Here is a 15,297-nt window from a genome sequence, read left to right on the forward strand (position 1 = left end):
CTTAAGCGGTCTGCATCAGGCCTTAACGAGCACCGTTTGCCCGGCAAACGTCACGCGCTGCCCGTCGGTGATTTTACAGCGCTTGCGGGTTTCAACCTGGCCGTCGACGCTGACGTGCCCATCGGCGATTTCGTTTTTCGCCTGCGCGCCGCTTTCGCTCCACCCCTGCAGTTTCAGCAGGTCGCACAGTTCGACATGGGGATGTTTATCTAAATGAAAGATGTCCAACAAAGACTCCTTAAGCGTCGTGATATTCTTCGCACGCCTGCAGCGTGTTTTGGATCAGGGTGGCAACGGTCATCGGACCGACGCCGCCGGGAACCGGGGTAATCCAGGAAGCGCGTTGTGATGCGCTGTCGAACTCGACATCGCCGACCACTTTGCCGCTTTCCAGACGGTTGATGCCGACATCAATGACGACCGCGCCGGGTTTGATCCATTCACCGGGAATAAAGCCCGGCTTGCCGACCGCGACGACCAGCAGATCGGCACCTTCCACGTGATGGCGTAAATCCTGGGTGAAGCGGTGGGTGACGGTGGTGGTGCATCCGGCCAGCAAAAATTCCATCGCCATCGGGCGGCCGACGATGTTAGAGGCACCGACCACGACGGCGTTTTGCCCGTAGGTTTCGATTTCGTAGCGTTCCAGCAGCGTCATGATGCCGCGCGGCGTGCAGGGGCGCAGCTTCGGCGCGCGCTGGCACAGGCGGCCGACGTTGTAAGGGTGGAAGCCGTCAACGTCTTTGTCGGGGCTGATGCGTTCAAGCACCTTGACGTTATCAATACCGGCCGGCAGCGGCAACTGCACCAGGATGCCGTCAATGGAGGGGTTATTATTCAAATCGTCAATCAGGGAAAGCAACTGGGCTTCGCTGGTGGAGTCGGGTAAATCATAGGATTCGGAAATAAAGCCGACCTCTTCGCAGGCGCGACGCTTGCTGCCGACATAAATTTGTGAAGCCGGGTTTTCACCCACCAGCACCACCGCCAGGCCGGGGGCGCGCTTACCTTCCGCCAAACGTTGCTGAACCCGCGCAGCCACTTCATTTCTGACTTGCTGCGCAATCATTTTGCCATCAATAATCTTTGCTACCATGGGTGAGAAGGTCCGTCGAATTAGCCTGCGAGGGTGCCTATTGTGTCAGATGAGAGCGGCGCTGTCAGGCAAAGAATTTTTACGCCGCATATCGGCAGGCAAACGATTACCTCCAGGGCCGGCGGGAGCGTGCGCGGTTGAGGCGCGGGAACGCCCCGTGATGTGTTAACCGTCGGTTTTATGCTTTCGGCTTCTTCTTTATATGTCTTTTTCGTACGTTGGTGAGGATGTTTTCAGCTGATCAGGCGGAATGGGGGCCTGAAAGGGAGGATGCCAGCGCCGCATCCGGCGATGTTTTTTCAACGCCGGAGGCAACGTATTTCACTGATTTTTCATCCGGAAAGCGCGCCGGAGGAAGGAGTGGATAAAGAGTGACCGGACAGACGCCCAAAGGGAACAGCACGGGTGAAAATGCATTGACTCAGTGGGCGCTGACCGTATAATCCCATGCGTTTGTGCAGTTTACTGTCCAAAGACTTTCCTCTTTGCGCCCTTAGCTCAGTTGGATAGAGCAACGGCCTTCTAAGCCGTAGGTCGTAGGTTCGAATCCTACAGGGCGTGCCATTACATTATCAATGTGTTATGTCTGTGCGTTATGCGCTTCTCAACCCAGCCGGATTTTCTTCTTGTGTCGTTTTTGTGTCGTTGCCTTTAAAGAAGGTATCAATTTTACGGGCGTGCCCGGTAAGATTATGGGGCTATTCGGCGTGGTATAAAAACCGGAACGGCCCAAACGTGCGCTGGTATAATAAATAAACCTTAAACCAGCGGTATCTTTTTCTGATATTAAATCAGTAGATTCTGATATATTCATCTGTGTTTCCGCTTAAGCGTAATTTTATTTAGCATCTGGTGCGGTTTTTTCTGGTTCAGACTAATCACCTTCGAAAGAAATACTCTTAAAGCGGGCCACGTTCGTTGCGGTATAGAGCACCGTGTGCTGAATATTGCGGTGTCCGAGATAATCCTGGATAAGTCGTGTATCCTTTCCTTTATCGGCCAGCGCAAAACCGCAGGCATGGCGAAGCATATGCGGATGAACATTAATACTCAGGTTTGCAGCCGCTCCATGCTTTTTGATTAAGTCATAAAGCTGTTTTCTGGATAAGGGATTTCCATGTTGTGAAAGAAAAAGCCAGGGCATATCACTGTTAAGCCAGGTTTTGCGGTGCTCCAGCCATAATTGGATGGCTTCGATTTCACGGCGTTGCAGGGGATGCGTTGTAGAAAGCCCCCTTTTTATACGGTTTATATAAATGTGGTCTTCTTGAATATCTGTCATTTTCAGTCTACATAATTCAGTAGCTCTTAATCCGTGGTAGTAGCACATCATGATTAAACAACGATCGCGATAATAATTTGTACCTTGTGGAACGGCGCTAATCATGGCGTCAACTTCATGTGCGGTCAGATATTTTCTTTGAGTCATAGTTTAATAAGCTCCACTAATAAGACTTAAATGTAAGAAACGTTAATGAATGATACGGACATTCTTGTTTCTGATAAGGCATTAATTACGACGTTAGCGTTTGATAAAAATGGAATTTTATGATTATCAATGCATTGCAGTAACGGCAATAAATGAGGCATAGCTTTAATATGAATAATAAAATTGACTTGAACCTTGCCCGTTCTCTCTGTGAGGTCATTGATACCAGGTCGGTTAGCCTTGCCGCCTCCAGGCTTAAAACCAATGCATCAACGATCAGTACCAATCTGGCTAAATTGCGTAAGCACTACAACAATCCTTTGTTTTTCCGGCAGGGTAATGGAATGCTGCCGACGGCGTTAGCCCTGGAGCTATATAAAAAATTCCGTCCTGCTCTGGAACTTTTTGAAGAAGCAGAAAACATCGAACTTTTATCCGGTTCTTCCCAGGAGTTACCAAAATTACGTGTTTCTGCAGCACCGCTTATTGACCTCATTGTATCCAATATCCTTTTTTCGCAAGATGTCTACGATCTCAATATTAACTGGGATATGCTGACGCACCCGGATAATTTAGAAGAGCGTATAGAACGCGTCAAAAGGCTACAGGTTGATATAGACTTTGGCGTTGCACTTCCGACGAGTGGCGCTTATCTCAGTTATCCAATTTATAGCTGTGGTTTAAAAGTACTCTGCCGCAAAGGACATCCCCGCCTTCAGGGGAAAATCAGTCTGGAGCAATATAAAAAAGAAAAAATTGCCGGATTAATTCCTCCCGATGAAAATTTGGGTATTGAAATACCCACCTTCACGTATAATGAAGACTTTCTGCTGGCCAGGAACTATCGCTATTCAGCAGCGCTGACTATGATTATGTTAGTCTCACAGCAAAATCTCATTACCTTTGTGCCATCGTCAATTGCGCCATGGATATGCGACAGATTTGGCCTGCAAATACTGGAGCCTGATTTTCCCGTTTCAGGAGAGCATAAACTCTGTGCACATGTTCATCGTTCCAAAAAAAATGATCCGATGCTGAAAAAAATTATTGATTCGTTTATTCAATTGGTTTCATCGCATAAAGAAACTTATCACTATGGGGGAAACGCAATATAGATAACCGATGATCTATAACGCAGGCCTAATCAGTAAGGCCAGATTCTTTTCTCTGGTCAATGCTGTGACAGAGAATGCCGATCATTTTTAGCGTTGATATGACTTCCCTTGCTCATAACGCGCGCGCTGCGGGAAAATTTATTTCCTTTGTTCCAGAGATAGACAGCGATTTATCGCAGCAAATAGATCTACTTCAGATGTGACGCTGAGTTTGTCCATGATGTGCCGCTTATGCGTGCTGATTGTTTTTACGCTCCGGCACAGTTGCCCAGCGATCTGGCTAACGCCGTATCCTGCCTGGAGTTTTTTCAGCACATGCAACTCTGCTTTACTGAGTATGGCGTTTAACGAAGCCACTTTTCGTGTTTCCCGGTGTAGATGCTGCTCTATCAGAGGGCTTATCACCCGTGTTCCCTGTAATGCTGTCGCCACCAGATGAATGCAGTTTTGCCGGGTTTCCCGCAGGGAAATGACGGACGTTGCACTATCATTCAATAATTGCCGTAAGACAGAACGATCGGTGATATCTGTTAATATGATCAGCGGACGTTGCGGCCAGCGCTGCTGTAATAACATCAATAAGTTAATATTCGCGCTGATACATTCGTCCTGACCATCAAGCTCCGTAATAATGGCATCAGCATAATCAATCTCAGGATGTTCCAGCATATTTTTCGGTGATGCCGCCTGGCAATAAACCTCCATTTTTAGCTGCAGCAATGATAAAAGATGGCGGAAGCCCAGTTGCATAACAGGCCGTGGGTGTATGATCAGTAACTGCAAAGGTTGTGTCATGTTGTCATCTCGGTTCATTGTTCAATTCTCCTGCCAGGATTTGCAGTTCGCCGGTCATGTTCATATCTAATTTTGCCAGCGCCTTGCATTTTTGGGCGCTGACGGTACGTACGTTTCTGCGTGTTTGCGCAGCAATTTGTGTGAGGGTATAACCTGACATCAGTCGCTGAATTACCTGGCACTCCCGGTATGTCAGTCGGGGTACAGGGATATCGGTGTTCTTTGCGGCGAATATATCGGTCAGGCTGTGCTGCAACTTTTGTTCAGAGACATCCGGTGAAAGCACGTTATTTGCGCCAAAGGCGAACAGCATATTCGCCAGGGAAGGGTTCTCCTGTCCCAAACATATCACCACAGGCGTTCCGTTGCCGCTTTCTCGTTTTCTGGTCAAAAACTGCAAAACGGCGATCGCTTCATGATTATGAATGCCCGTTGAAATAAAGATGACATCGGCAGAAAACTGGCAACTATCAGAGGCGACAGAAGATAAGTCATTTATCGAATGCTGATATAAAGTAATGCTATCTAATGATGCCAGCATATGGTTTATTCCCATATGCGCAATGACATTTGGCTCATAAACGAGAACGTTTAATCTGGCCGGAAGTTTTTCCGATGTAAATTTAAAGGGATTTAAGTTATTCATATGTGTATCAACCAACTGAACAGTGTTCTCCGGAAAGTTATTATAATTATGTAAAGCTAAAACATGCTGTCTGTTACGGGTAGTAACGCATGTCTCCCTGACATAATTAATAATCACAGATAAGTCTCGAAAAGATGAAATGAGAGTACAGAAGAGTCTTGGTTGAGAATAGTCTCAGATTACGAGAACCATTTTATGAAAAAACATATTATGCTTTAAATACATTGGGTTAGGTGATGATTCAATAGGATGAAGTTTACATATATACATAATGGGACGGTATATATGGACGTTAATTTTTCCTTAGGAAAATACTCGGCATATAAAAACCATGCACAATGGAAGGGTAATATTTGTTTTCTAAATTTTTCTATGTGTGTTTATAATTAATATCAATGGAATGTTGCCGTAACCTCGATGAACCACAAAAGATTACGGAAAAATAGGGATGTTATTCCCCCTATGACATGACTAATAAGAGGTACCTATGTCCAACCGAAAATATCTGACCGTCTCTGAAATTGAGCAACTTCTGAATGCCGCCAGGGAGGGGACGTTTCCGGAGCGGGATACTTGTCTTATCTGGATGTGTTTCATTCATGGTTGCCGGGTGAGTGAAATCAACAGCTGGCGTCTTTCTGATATTGATTTATTGAATAACCGAATATTTATCCGGCGTTTAAAGAATGGACTCTCCACCATTCACCCTCTCTATGAGCTTGAACGCAATGCATTGGAGGCCTGGCTGAATGTCCGTGCCCGACACCGGTGTGCGGCGAGCGAATGGCTTTTCTTATCGCAGAAAGGGAACCGGCTTTCCCGTCAGCGCATCTATGAAATACTTCGGGACTGCAGCCAGCGCGCCAGGCTTCCCGTTGATGCACATCCTCATATGCTTCGCCATGCCTGCGGTTTTGCGCTGGCTGACAGAGGAATGGACACGCGGTTGATTCAGGACTACCTGGGGCACCGCAATATTCAGCATACGGTGCTATATACCGCTGCAAATCCGCAACGATTCCTTAGAGCCTGGTAATTAACGGAAAAACTGCTTTGGCGGGAGTGTAAAAACTTGTAACTCTACGGACATATTGTCCCAAACTGTTCGAGATGTTACTTGCCCCCATTTCCGTTGTCAACAGCGCCTTTTTTTCAGAAAAAGAAATTCTTTTTTATTAACAAAATCAACGTAGTAAAAACTCTCCTTTCTTTAACACCCCCTTTATATTTACCAATAACTTTCATTTTGATAACAATCAACTTTCTTTTTCATAACCAATAACCAGAAAGTTCGGTAGTCAAAACAACCTATTTTTGTTTATGGATAAAACAAGTTGCCAGATTTACATAATGGAAAACTCATTTTAGTAGAGTAAATCACTAAACCGGACATATTGGGACATTATGAACGGTTTCCCGCTCATTTTGTACCCAGACCAAACCCAAAATGGAATGGCATCGCCGACTGAGGAACAGTTCGGTCGCCAATGGAATGTTTATGCGTAGCTACGCATTTATTTAAGGAAGTTTTTGTATGAAAAAGAATCTGATTGTTGCTGCTCTGATTGCTGGTGCTATGTCTGCCTCCGTGGCTTCTGCTGATGATGGAAAAATCAACTTCGTTGGCGAAATCACTGACAACGCGTGCACCGTAACCAACAGCGTTACCAATCCGCTGACCGTTACTCTGGGCAAAGTTGCCCGTACGGCGTTCACCGGTGCGGGTTCTACTGCAGCTCCGACCAAGTTCACTATCGCACTGACTAACTGCCCGGAGTCCGTGACTTCTGCTTCTGTGAAGTTCGACGGCGTAGCTGACACCAACGTCAGCTCTGTTCTGGCTCTGACTCAGGCGACTGGTGAAGACGAAACGACCGCTAGCGGCGTAGGCATTCAGATCATGGACAAGCAGAACGTAGCAGTACCGTTGCACACCGCTTCTTCTGCTTACACGCTGGCTCAGGGCGCCAACAACCTGGATTTCGTTGCCCGTTACTATGCAACTTCTGCAACGGTAACGTCAGGTCTGGCTAACTCTACCAGCAACTTCACCATCGTTTACAACTAATCCTCCCATCTCGCCCTGTGGGGCGATATGCAGGATGTGATGTGATTACGGGCTGGGCTTAGGCCCAGCCCGCCTTTTTTATCCGGAGTACGCCATATTATGAACACCTGGCTCAAAACCCTTCCCGCTGCCCTGATGCTGGTTTGCGGCGTTGCCCAGGCCAGCGGCGGCGTTGTCGTCGGCGGTACCCGTCTTATCTATGACGGCGGCAAGAAGGAGTCTTCTCTGAGCGTCAACAACTCGGACAAGCTGCCCTATCTCATCCAGTCCTGGGCGGAGACGCAAAATGGTGGCGCTGAGAAAGCCCCCTTTATCGTCACGCCCCCTTTGTTCCGCCTTGAAGCCGGCCAGCAGAACGTGCTGCGTATCGTACGTACCGGCGGCAACCTGCCCGAAGATCGGGAAAGTCTCTATTGGCTGAACATCAAGTCTATTCCGTCCGCACCGAAAACGGAAGACGGCGCCAATACGCTGCAGATTGCGGTCAAGACCCGTATCAAGCTGATTTACCGCCCCAAAGGGCTGAAAGGTTCGCCGGGCGAAGTGACCTCGAAACTGACCTGGTCTCAGAGCGGCAACAAGCTCACCGTCACCAACCCCACGCCGTTCTATATGAACTTCCGTGAAATCAAGGTTGGCGGACGTGAAATCAAGGATGCCACCTTCGTCGCCCCGCAGGGACAAGCCACGTTCAACGTACCGAACGGCGCGTCCGGGCAGGTGACATGGAAACTGATTAACGATTACGGCGGCGTCGGGCCGGAACACAAAAACGGAGCCTGAGAGGGAACCGGTTCATAACGATGTATTGCCGCAACAGCGTCCCCGTGGATGCGTAACCCAAGGACACAGGGCGGAACGGAATCGGGCAAAGAGCAAGCCTGATCGGACGACCTGCCGGATACGGAGTAATAAAGGATGTGCATAAAGAACAATACGCCTCCCGGAAGTCGGCGCTGGCGGCTAAACCGCCTGGCCTGCTTTATCGCGGCCCAGTTGACCCTGCCGGGCATGGTCATGAGCGATGCCCTGGCGCGCGACTATTTTAACCCCGCGTTGCTGGAACTCGGCGGCGGCAACGGCGCTGACCTTTCAGCGTTTGAAGAGAAAGGGGGGCAGTTACCTGGTACTTACCGGGTTGACGTGTTCCTCAACAACGAAAAAGTGGACACCCGCGACGTTGAATTCCGCATGATGAAGGATGGTAAGGGCAAGGAAACCCTGCAACCCTGTATTCCTGTGGCCGACCTGAAGCAGTGGGGCGTCAAGACCGACTTCTACCCGCAACTGGGCGCGCCCGGCGACGCCTGCGCCAATATCACCAGCATCGAACTGGCTGACGCCGATTTTCGTTTCGGGCAGCAGCAACTGGTGCTGAGTTTTCCGCAGTCGGCGGTGAAAAGCAACGCGCGTGGCTGGGTGGACCCCAAAATGTGGGATGACGGTATTCCCGCCGTCCTGCTTAACTACAGCGTATCCGGCGCCAATAACTATGCCAAGAGCGGCAAGGGTTATGACAGCGACAGCCAGTTCGTCAACCTGCGCCCCGGTATCAACATCGGCCCCTGGCGGCTGCGCAACTACACCACCTGGAGCCGCAACAGCAGTAAAGCGCCGGGTGCGCGGACCAGCAGCAGCTGGGACACGGTCTATACCTACGCCCAGCGCAACATCGTCAGCCTGAAAAGCCAGCTGACGCTGGGTGACAGCACCACGCCGTCCGACGTGTTCGACAGCATTCCGTTCCGCGGCGCCCAGATGGCGTCCGACGACGACATGCTGCCTGAGAGTTTGCGCGGTTACGCCCCGATCGTGCGCGGTATCGCCCGCAGCAACGCCCAGGTCACTATCCGCCAGAACGGCTACGTGATTTACCAGACCTACGTGGCGCCGGGCGCTTTTGAGATCACTGACATGTACCCCACCGGCGGCTCCGGTGACCTGCAGGTCAATATCAAAGAGTCCGACGGCAGCGAACAGAACATGGTCATTCCGTATGCGTCGGTTCCGGTGATGCAGCGTGAGGGCCGCCTTAAGTACAGCGTGACCTCCGGTGTCTACCGTGCCTATGACAGCAGTATCGAGCAGACGCCGCTGACCCAGGCCACCGCTATTTACGGCCTGTCTCACGGCATGACTTTATACGGCGGCGGTCAGTTCGCCAGCAAGTATCAGTCGCTGTCGCTGGGCGTGGGTAAAAACCTCGGGATGCTCGGCGCGGTGTCGGCCGATGTCACCCAGGCGTGGTCGCGCCAGCAGGACAGTGCGCGTGAGAACGGCCAGTCGTGGCGTATCCGCTACAGCAAGAACTTCGTCGAGACCGGCACCAACTTCGCCATCGCCGGTTATCGCTATGCGACCAGCGGCTACTGGGGCATGCAGGAGGTGCTGGACACCTACCGCGACAACCACAGCTACCCGTTGCAGGAACGCCGCCGTAACCGTGCGGAAATGTCACTCACCCAGAGCCTGGGCAAACTGGGCGGTTCGCTGGCCCTGAGCGCGGTGCGTGAGGATTACTGGAACAGCAGCCAGACCATGGAGTCCTACGGCGCGAGCTACAACAACTCGTTTGCCGGCATCAGCTATGGACTGAGCTACACCTATAACCTGAACTCATACGCGACCGGCTCTACCGGCGGCGGCAGCAGCAGCAAGGTGTACAGCCGCGATCAACTGTTCTCGCTCAACCTCAGCATCCCGATTGATAAACTGTTCGGCAAGCCGACCTACGTCAGCTACAACATGAACAGCAGCAAGAACGGCAACACCAGCCACAGTGCGGCGATCAGCGGTACGACGCTGAGCGACGACAGCCTGAGCTGGAGCGTGCTGGAAGGCTACGGCACCAAAGGGCAGGGCAACAACGGCAACGTCAACCTGGACTGGCGCGCGACTTACGGCGAAGTCACCGGGGGTTATGGCTATGACCAATACAGTCAGCGCCTGAACTACGGCGTGCAGGGCGGTGTGCTGGTGCATGAAGACGGCATCACGCTGTCGCAACCGATGGGCGAGACGGTGGCGCTGGTTGCCGCACCGGGCGCCAAAGGCGTTGCCATCACCGGGCAGACCGGGGTGAAAACAGACTGGCGTGGCTACACGGTGATGCCGTACGCCAGCCCGTTCCGCAAAAACGACATTAACCTGGACCCGGAAACGCTGGGCGAGGATGCGGAAATCGGCATAACGACCCAGACGGTAATCCCGACGCGTGGCGCGGTGGTGAAAGCAAACTACCAGACCAGCATCGGCAACCGGATATTGATGGTGCTGACGCAGGCCAATGGCAAACCGGTGCCGTTCGGGGCGACGGTAAGCGAAAGCGGCAGCAAGAACACGCAGGGCTTTATCGTGGGCGACGGTGGTCAGGTCTACCTGACGGGCCTGGGTCAGAGCGGCACGCTGACGGTGCAGTGGGGCAACGGCAGCACGGAGCGTTGCAGCGTGAGCTACAGCCTGCCGGAGAGCAAGGCGCAGAGCGGTATTAATCAGCTGACGGCGCAGTGCCGGTAAGGCGAGAGGGAATTTATCATGTCCAGATTAAATGAAAGAATAAACGGATTAAAAGCAGTCGGAAATATCCGGCGTCAGTTGCGTGTTATATTCGCCGCCCTGGCGCTGCTGGCCCTGAGCGGGGTTTATCACACCACTATGGCTGCTTGTACCACCCCAGGCAGAACAGAGTATAACCTTCTGTCAGGAAGCATAAAGATTAGTCCCAGCGATCCGGTTGGCACTGTCTATGTGAACAGAACTTTATCGCTGCCCACGTATGTGACATGCACAGGGGCCTATGAATCTGACCCAAACTATTTTATTGCACGCACGAATCCTTCCGGATATTACGCCGGTAATGCGGTCGTCAGTGGTGATACCGTTACCGCAGAGCTTTACGTCGGTGATGGATATCGCGGGCTGGCGAAACCCACCGGTATTTATGTCGTGGCAAAACTGCTTCCTGAATATAATGCCGGGATCTGCACACAAAGCAGTTTTGGAAGGAGCGCCCCGTGCCCTTCAGCCCGGTTGGACACGATTCCGCCAACATCTAAAGACAAGAAAACGTATTTCACCTATACCGCCAATGTCCAGGTAACGGTAACTAAAAATGTGGAGCGTAATCTCGGCAGTATTAGTGGCGGGATAGGGTTTGACAGCAATGGTTCTTACTCGAGGCAGTTAATAGAGTTTGGGATGTTATCGCAGGGTGATGTTCCCGGGAATTACTTCTTCTATGCAGGTGCAGTACTCTCCCTGCGGGACAAAGCTGTTTTTGTGACAAAAGGATGCCGTCCTAATAGCAACGATATAAATATCCCGCTGGGTACAATACCGCTATCTCAATTTAAAGGGGTAGGCACCACTGTCGGGGAAAAAACATTCTCTGTCGGTCTGAATTGTGATGCCGGTGTCCAGGCTTCAGTCACGCTTGAAGGTATTGCTGACGCTCAGACCAGTTCCAACGCGATTCAATTAATCGGATCGGGGCATGCCGATTTTGCTTCCGGCGTGGCCGTGCAAATACTGCATAACGGGAGTGTTATCAAGCCAAACGGCACCACAAAAATTGCCACGATTGATAGCACGACGACGGGGGCTAACTCCTTCAATATGAGCGCCCGTTATTATCAAACAGCCGCCACGGTGACCGAAGGCAAGGCCAATGCCGTAGCCACACTGACCATCTGGTACAACTGATTAATGCGCCGGCCCCCGGGATGGGGCTGGCTGCGCACGTATTTTTAAGGAACATATCATGCGTACAATTTTATTACTCTGTTATCGGCAGTACCGGCGGCTCCTGCTGGGCGGTCTGATATTGACTCCGTTTTTTGTTCAGGCTGACGCCATTAGCTTGTACGTCAACGGCAATATTATCGCCTCTCCCTGCGTCGTTGAGGGCGGCAGCGATATCAACATCGACCTCGGCCAGGAGCTCCTCACCAGCGCGGTTAACGCCATAGACTACGGCGATAAAGAGAGTGACTGGAAGAATTTCACCATCAATCTCAAAGACTGCCCCTCCAGCAAGGAGTCCGTTATCGCCACGTTTCACGGCACGCCGGGCAGCCATCCGACACTCTACGCCAATACCGGCGATGCCGGTAACGTGGAGGTAGAACTGAGAACCCAGGACGGAGAGTCTCCTATGGGGAATGGCATGGAGCACTGGGCCACTATCAAGAGTGACCGCAGCGCCGCCTTTACCCTTAAGGCCCGCGCTGTTAGCCCGGCGCGTAACGCCACCCCCGGCTCCATCGCTGCGGTGGTCACCATGTCCTTTACCTACAACTAAGGAAGACCAGGATGATAAAGATAAACCCCGTCTCCCTGCTGGCCGCCTCTGCGCTCACTCTGTTGCTCTGCACCGGTGCTCAGGCTGACGCGACCCTGAACTTTTCCGGCAAGCTGGTGGCCCCGGCCTGTACCGTTGGCTCCACGCTGGCCGCGGGTCAGAACGTTGACCTCGGTTCTACCGGGCGGGTGCAACTGCAGCACGCCAACCAGGCCGGCGAGTGGCAGGAGTTTGATCTGGTGCTGACCAACTGCCCCACCGGCACCACCAAAAGCACCGTTACCTTTACCGGCACGCCGGATGGGGTCAACGACACGCTGTTCGCCAACGCCGAACCAACGGACACCGCCGCCACCCACGTGGCGGTGCAGATGGCCGAGCGCGGCAACCTCAGTAACGTGCTGTCTAACGGCAGCACCCTGGAGAAAAACGTCGACAGCACGGCCAAAACCGTCACCTTCCCGCTGGCCGCCCGCCTCTACACCCCGGACGGCGGCGCCCGGGCGGGTAAGGTGAAGGCGACCGTGCTGGTGAATTTTACCTATCAATAGCGCCGGACATCACCGGTACTGCGGCACCATCTTGCGCGGTACCGGTGGTTAACATCATCAAAAGGAGCGGGACGAAAATGAAGACGGAACATGACCCCATCACGGTAAAACACCGCTGTTTTGGTCAGGTGAGCGCCACCGTGCCGATGAATTTTACTTGTCAGCCGTAGTTTGCATTATGCCAGGGAGAGGGAATGCCTCACCCTGGCATAATGCAAACCACGACGAATATTAACGTGAGCGAATCATTAAATTGAAGACATAGCTCTGTTCTGTACACAATATAAAAATGAGTAAATAACAATGATGGCATTTATTTTTCAGCATGATGCAAACAGGGGGAATAAACAATCCAAAGGACGGATATATCGCCTGTTGGTGTGCATTGCGCTCCTGCTTACCGCAGGGGTTGCTAATATTTCTCCGGCAGCAGCAGCAGACGGGCCCTGCACCCTGTCGCCAACAGGCCTGATACCTGTGCTGGGAGGGGGGGTAAAATTTAGCCTGGCCGACCCGGCAGGAACGGTATATCAGGAACAATCCCGTTCGCTCCCCTTTACGGTTGAATGCAAAAATAACCGCCCGGCTTATTTGATACTGAACGTTCCGTCCACCGGCACTGATACGTATAAATATTACACGGTGTCTGGTCAGACCGTGACTTATCTGCCGTATAACTCAATATGGAGCATGAGCCCCTCGGCCGTGAGTTACGAATTAACGATGCAGAGCACTATCTGCCGACAGCAAATCGCTTTTGATGACTGGAAGAAATGTACACCCTACGCAAATTATGCGACGGCAGTGATTACCCCCCCGGCCAACACCAGCGCAAATAATCCTTATCGCACAATGGTGTATGTCCCTGTCACGGCGCGCATGTTACGCAGTGCTTACAGCACGGTATTTCCTAAAAGTCATCCCACCTCTGAGGATTTACTCAAGGTGAGTTTGATTGGCGAGCCTACCCCGGGGGTTTTCGGCATAAGCTACGCCACGCTGACCACCAAAAGCTTGTACCTGGTCACCAAAGGGTGTGTTGTTACGACGCCTTCGGCGACGGTTAACCTGGGCGTAATACGGGTGAGCGACTTTAAAGGTAAAGGCACGGTTCTGGCCGAAAAACCGTTTACGCTGGGCTTTAACTGCGACCCCTCGGTAAAGGTGAGTATGACCCTGAGTGGCAAGGCTGACAGCACCGAAAGTAGCGCGCTAGCGCTTATGTCCAAGCTCCAGGGCGATGCAACTGGCGTCGCGGTTCAGATACTGGCAGGGGGCAAGGTAATGACGCCCAATGCCACCACGGCAACGGCGGTCATTACCAATGCGGTACAGGGCATAAATGAAGTGAAGATGAGCGCCCGTTATTACCAAACCGCGGCAACGGTGACAGAAGGCGAGGCTAACGTAGTAGCAACGTTAATCATTGATTATGAGTAACGGCGATCACGTGTGTCCATCCCCAAAGGGGAAAGCACCATGCCGCTGAGTACCCCGTTATTACCAGATCGCGGCGACCGTCACCGAAGGTAAGGCGGACGCTGCGGCGACACTGCTGATTTATTACAACTAAACGCCATGCTTTCCCTTCTTCTCTTGCGGATATTAGGGAAAACGAACGTACATAAGGAGATGTTATGTCGCATATGACGAAAACGCCTGCGGTCAGGGAGCCGATAACCGCAGGCACTGCGCTGAAAACTGCGCTGAAAATAGTGGTGCTGGAGCCGGCGGACATTCGCTGGCTGGGCATTCAGCAAATACTCCGTGACGCCGGCGTGGCGGAAAGCGGGTTACAGCGCATCCGCTCTGCAGATGTACTGAGCGAAACGCTGCACAGCCAACGGCCGGATATTCTGTTGCTGTCATCGGTCAGCGGCAACACGGTATCGCTGCTGAGCACCTTGCTCACCCTGCGCACCGCCTGCCCCCGGAGCTGCGTGATGGCGATTTTGCATAAAGAGGCGCCCTACCTGCGTGAACTGCTGCAGGGGTTCGGCGTGGATCAGATATTGACCACGCCGACGCTGGTCGCCGAGCTGCCCGGCCTGCTGAGTGCGCACAGCCAGATGCAGCACCTCAGATCTGTCGCCCCGCGCTTCACCCGCCAGGAGTGCTACGTGATGCAGGCGCTGCTGGCCGGGTACAGTGTCAGTCAGGTCGCCCGGACGCAGGGCAAAAATATCCGTACCGTCAGCGCCCAAAAGCAGTCGGTGCTGGGCAAAATGAAGATGATGCACAGCGGCGAGCTGCAGGTATTGGGCGGGTATCTCATGACGGCAGAAGCCGGGAGGTAAC

Annotated in this window: 16 protein-coding genes and 1 tRNA gene; 11 read left to right on the top strand and 6 right to left on the bottom strand. The window is 52.2% G+C overall.

Annotation, left to right across the window (positions count from 1 at the left end; all coding sequences use genetic code 11):
- Positions 1-15: 15 nt before the first annotated feature.
- A complete protein-coding gene (gene ybcJ, locus C8D90_RS14530; protein WP_115459171.1) occupies positions 16-228 on the bottom strand; it encodes a ribosome-associated protein YbcJ in 213 nt (70 codons plus the stop codon).
- Between the two features lie 10 nt (positions 229-238).
- Entirely contained in the window at positions 239-1,096 is an 858-nt protein-coding gene (folD, locus tag C8D90_RS14535) for a bifunctional methylenetetrahydrofolate dehydrogenase/methenyltetrahydrofolate cyclohydrolase FolD (protein WP_115459172.1), read from the bottom strand.
- Positions 1,097-1,583: 487 nt separating this feature from the next.
- On the opposite strand from folD, the gene C8D90_RS14540 reads away from it, so the two are divergent.
- A tRNA-Arg gene (locus tag C8D90_RS14540) sits at positions 1,584-1,660 on the top strand.
- 40 nt (positions 1,661-1,700) lie between these two features.
- On the opposite strand, the gene C8D90_RS21995 is transcribed toward C8D90_RS14540, so the two are convergent.
- On the bottom strand, positions 1,701-1,910 hold the full coding sequence (locus tag C8D90_RS21995) for a hypothetical protein (RefSeq protein WP_147291370.1): 210 nt from the start codon (positions 1,908-1,910) through the stop codon (positions 1,701-1,703).
- 60 nt (positions 1,911-1,970) lie between these two features.
- Complete coding sequence (locus C8D90_RS14545) at positions 1,971-2,525, bottom strand: tyrosine-type DNA invertase (RefSeq protein WP_115459173.1); 555 nt, start codon at positions 2,523-2,525, stop codon at positions 1,971-1,973.
- A gap of 170 nt (positions 2,526-2,695) precedes the next feature.
- Here C8D90_RS14545 and C8D90_RS14550 point away from each other — a divergent pair, with 170 nt between their 5' ends.
- On the top strand, positions 2,696-3,640 hold the full coding sequence (locus C8D90_RS14550; protein WP_162844407.1) for a LysR family transcriptional regulator: 945 nt from the start codon (positions 2,696-2,698) through the stop codon (positions 3,638-3,640).
- A gap of 138 nt (positions 3,641-3,778) precedes the next feature.
- Here C8D90_RS14550 and C8D90_RS14555 read toward each other — a convergent pair whose 3' ends face one another.
- Positions 3,779-4,453, bottom strand: coding sequence for a response regulator transcription factor (locus tag C8D90_RS14555; protein WP_115459175.1), 675 nt, complete (start codon positions 4,451-4,453; stop codon positions 3,779-3,781).
- Positions 4,440-5,081 carry a LuxR C-terminal-related transcriptional regulator gene (locus C8D90_RS14560; protein ID WP_115459176.1) on the bottom strand — a complete coding sequence of 214 codons (642 nt, stop codon included), beginning with the start codon at positions 5,079-5,081 and terminating at the stop codon, positions 4,440-4,442. Before C8D90_RS14560 ends, C8D90_RS14555 begins: the two co-directional genes overlap by 14 nt.
- A gap of 487 nt (positions 5,082-5,568) precedes the next feature.
- On the opposite strand from C8D90_RS14560, the gene C8D90_RS14565 reads away from it, so the two are divergent.
- From C8D90_RS14565 to C8D90_RS14605, 9 genes are all read left to right on the top strand, one after another.
- Positions 5,569-6,117 (top strand): tyrosine-type DNA invertase, encoded by a 549-nt coding sequence (locus C8D90_RS14565; RefSeq protein ID WP_115459177.1) that lies wholly within the window; start codon positions 5,569-5,571, stop codon positions 6,115-6,117.
- A gap of 498 nt (positions 6,118-6,615) precedes the next feature.
- Positions 6,616-7,149 (top strand): fimbrial protein, encoded by a 534-nt coding sequence (locus C8D90_RS14570; RefSeq protein ID WP_115459178.1) that lies wholly within the window; start codon positions 6,616-6,618, stop codon positions 7,147-7,149.
- Between the two features lie 99 nt (positions 7,150-7,248).
- Positions 7,249-7,932: a fimbrial biogenesis chaperone gene (locus C8D90_RS14575; RefSeq protein ID WP_115459179.1), complete on the top strand. Its 684-nt coding sequence runs from the start codon at positions 7,249-7,251 to the stop codon at positions 7,930-7,932.
- Between the two features lie 135 nt (positions 7,933-8,067).
- The gene (locus C8D90_RS14580; RefSeq protein WP_115459180.1) at positions 8,068-10,665 is read left to right on the top strand and encodes a fimbria/pilus outer membrane usher protein; all 2,598 of its coding nucleotides are present in this window, start codon (positions 8,068-8,070) and stop codon (positions 10,663-10,665) included.
- Positions 10,666-10,683: 18 nt separating this feature from the next.
- Complete coding sequence (locus tag C8D90_RS14585) at positions 10,684-11,850, top strand: fimbrial protein (RefSeq protein ID WP_115459181.1); 1,167 nt, start codon at positions 10,684-10,686, stop codon at positions 11,848-11,850.
- 58 nt (positions 11,851-11,908) lie between these two features.
- Complete coding sequence (locus tag C8D90_RS14590) at positions 11,909-12,448, top strand: fimbrial protein (protein WP_115459182.1); 540 nt, start codon at positions 11,909-11,911, stop codon at positions 12,446-12,448.
- 11 nt (positions 12,449-12,459) lie between these two features.
- Positions 12,460-12,999, top strand: coding sequence for a fimbrial protein (locus tag C8D90_RS14595; protein ID WP_115459183.1), 540 nt, complete (start codon positions 12,460-12,462; stop codon positions 12,997-12,999).
- Between the two features lie 303 nt (positions 13,000-13,302).
- A complete protein-coding gene (locus tag C8D90_RS14600) occupies positions 13,303-14,439 on the top strand; it encodes a fimbrial protein (protein ID WP_115459184.1) in 1,137 nt (378 codons plus the stop codon).
- Between the two features lie 197 nt (positions 14,440-14,636).
- Positions 14,637-15,296, top strand: a complete 660-nt coding sequence (locus C8D90_RS14605; RefSeq protein WP_115459185.1) for a LuxR C-terminal-related transcriptional regulator — start codon at positions 14,637-14,639, stop codon at positions 15,294-15,296.
- Position 15,297: the final 1 nt, after the last annotated feature.

Source organism: Enterobacillus tribolii, from assembly GCF_003363015.1.
Taxonomy (GTDB): Bacteria; Pseudomonadota; Gammaproteobacteria; order Enterobacterales; family Enterobacteriaceae; genus Enterobacillus; species Enterobacillus tribolii.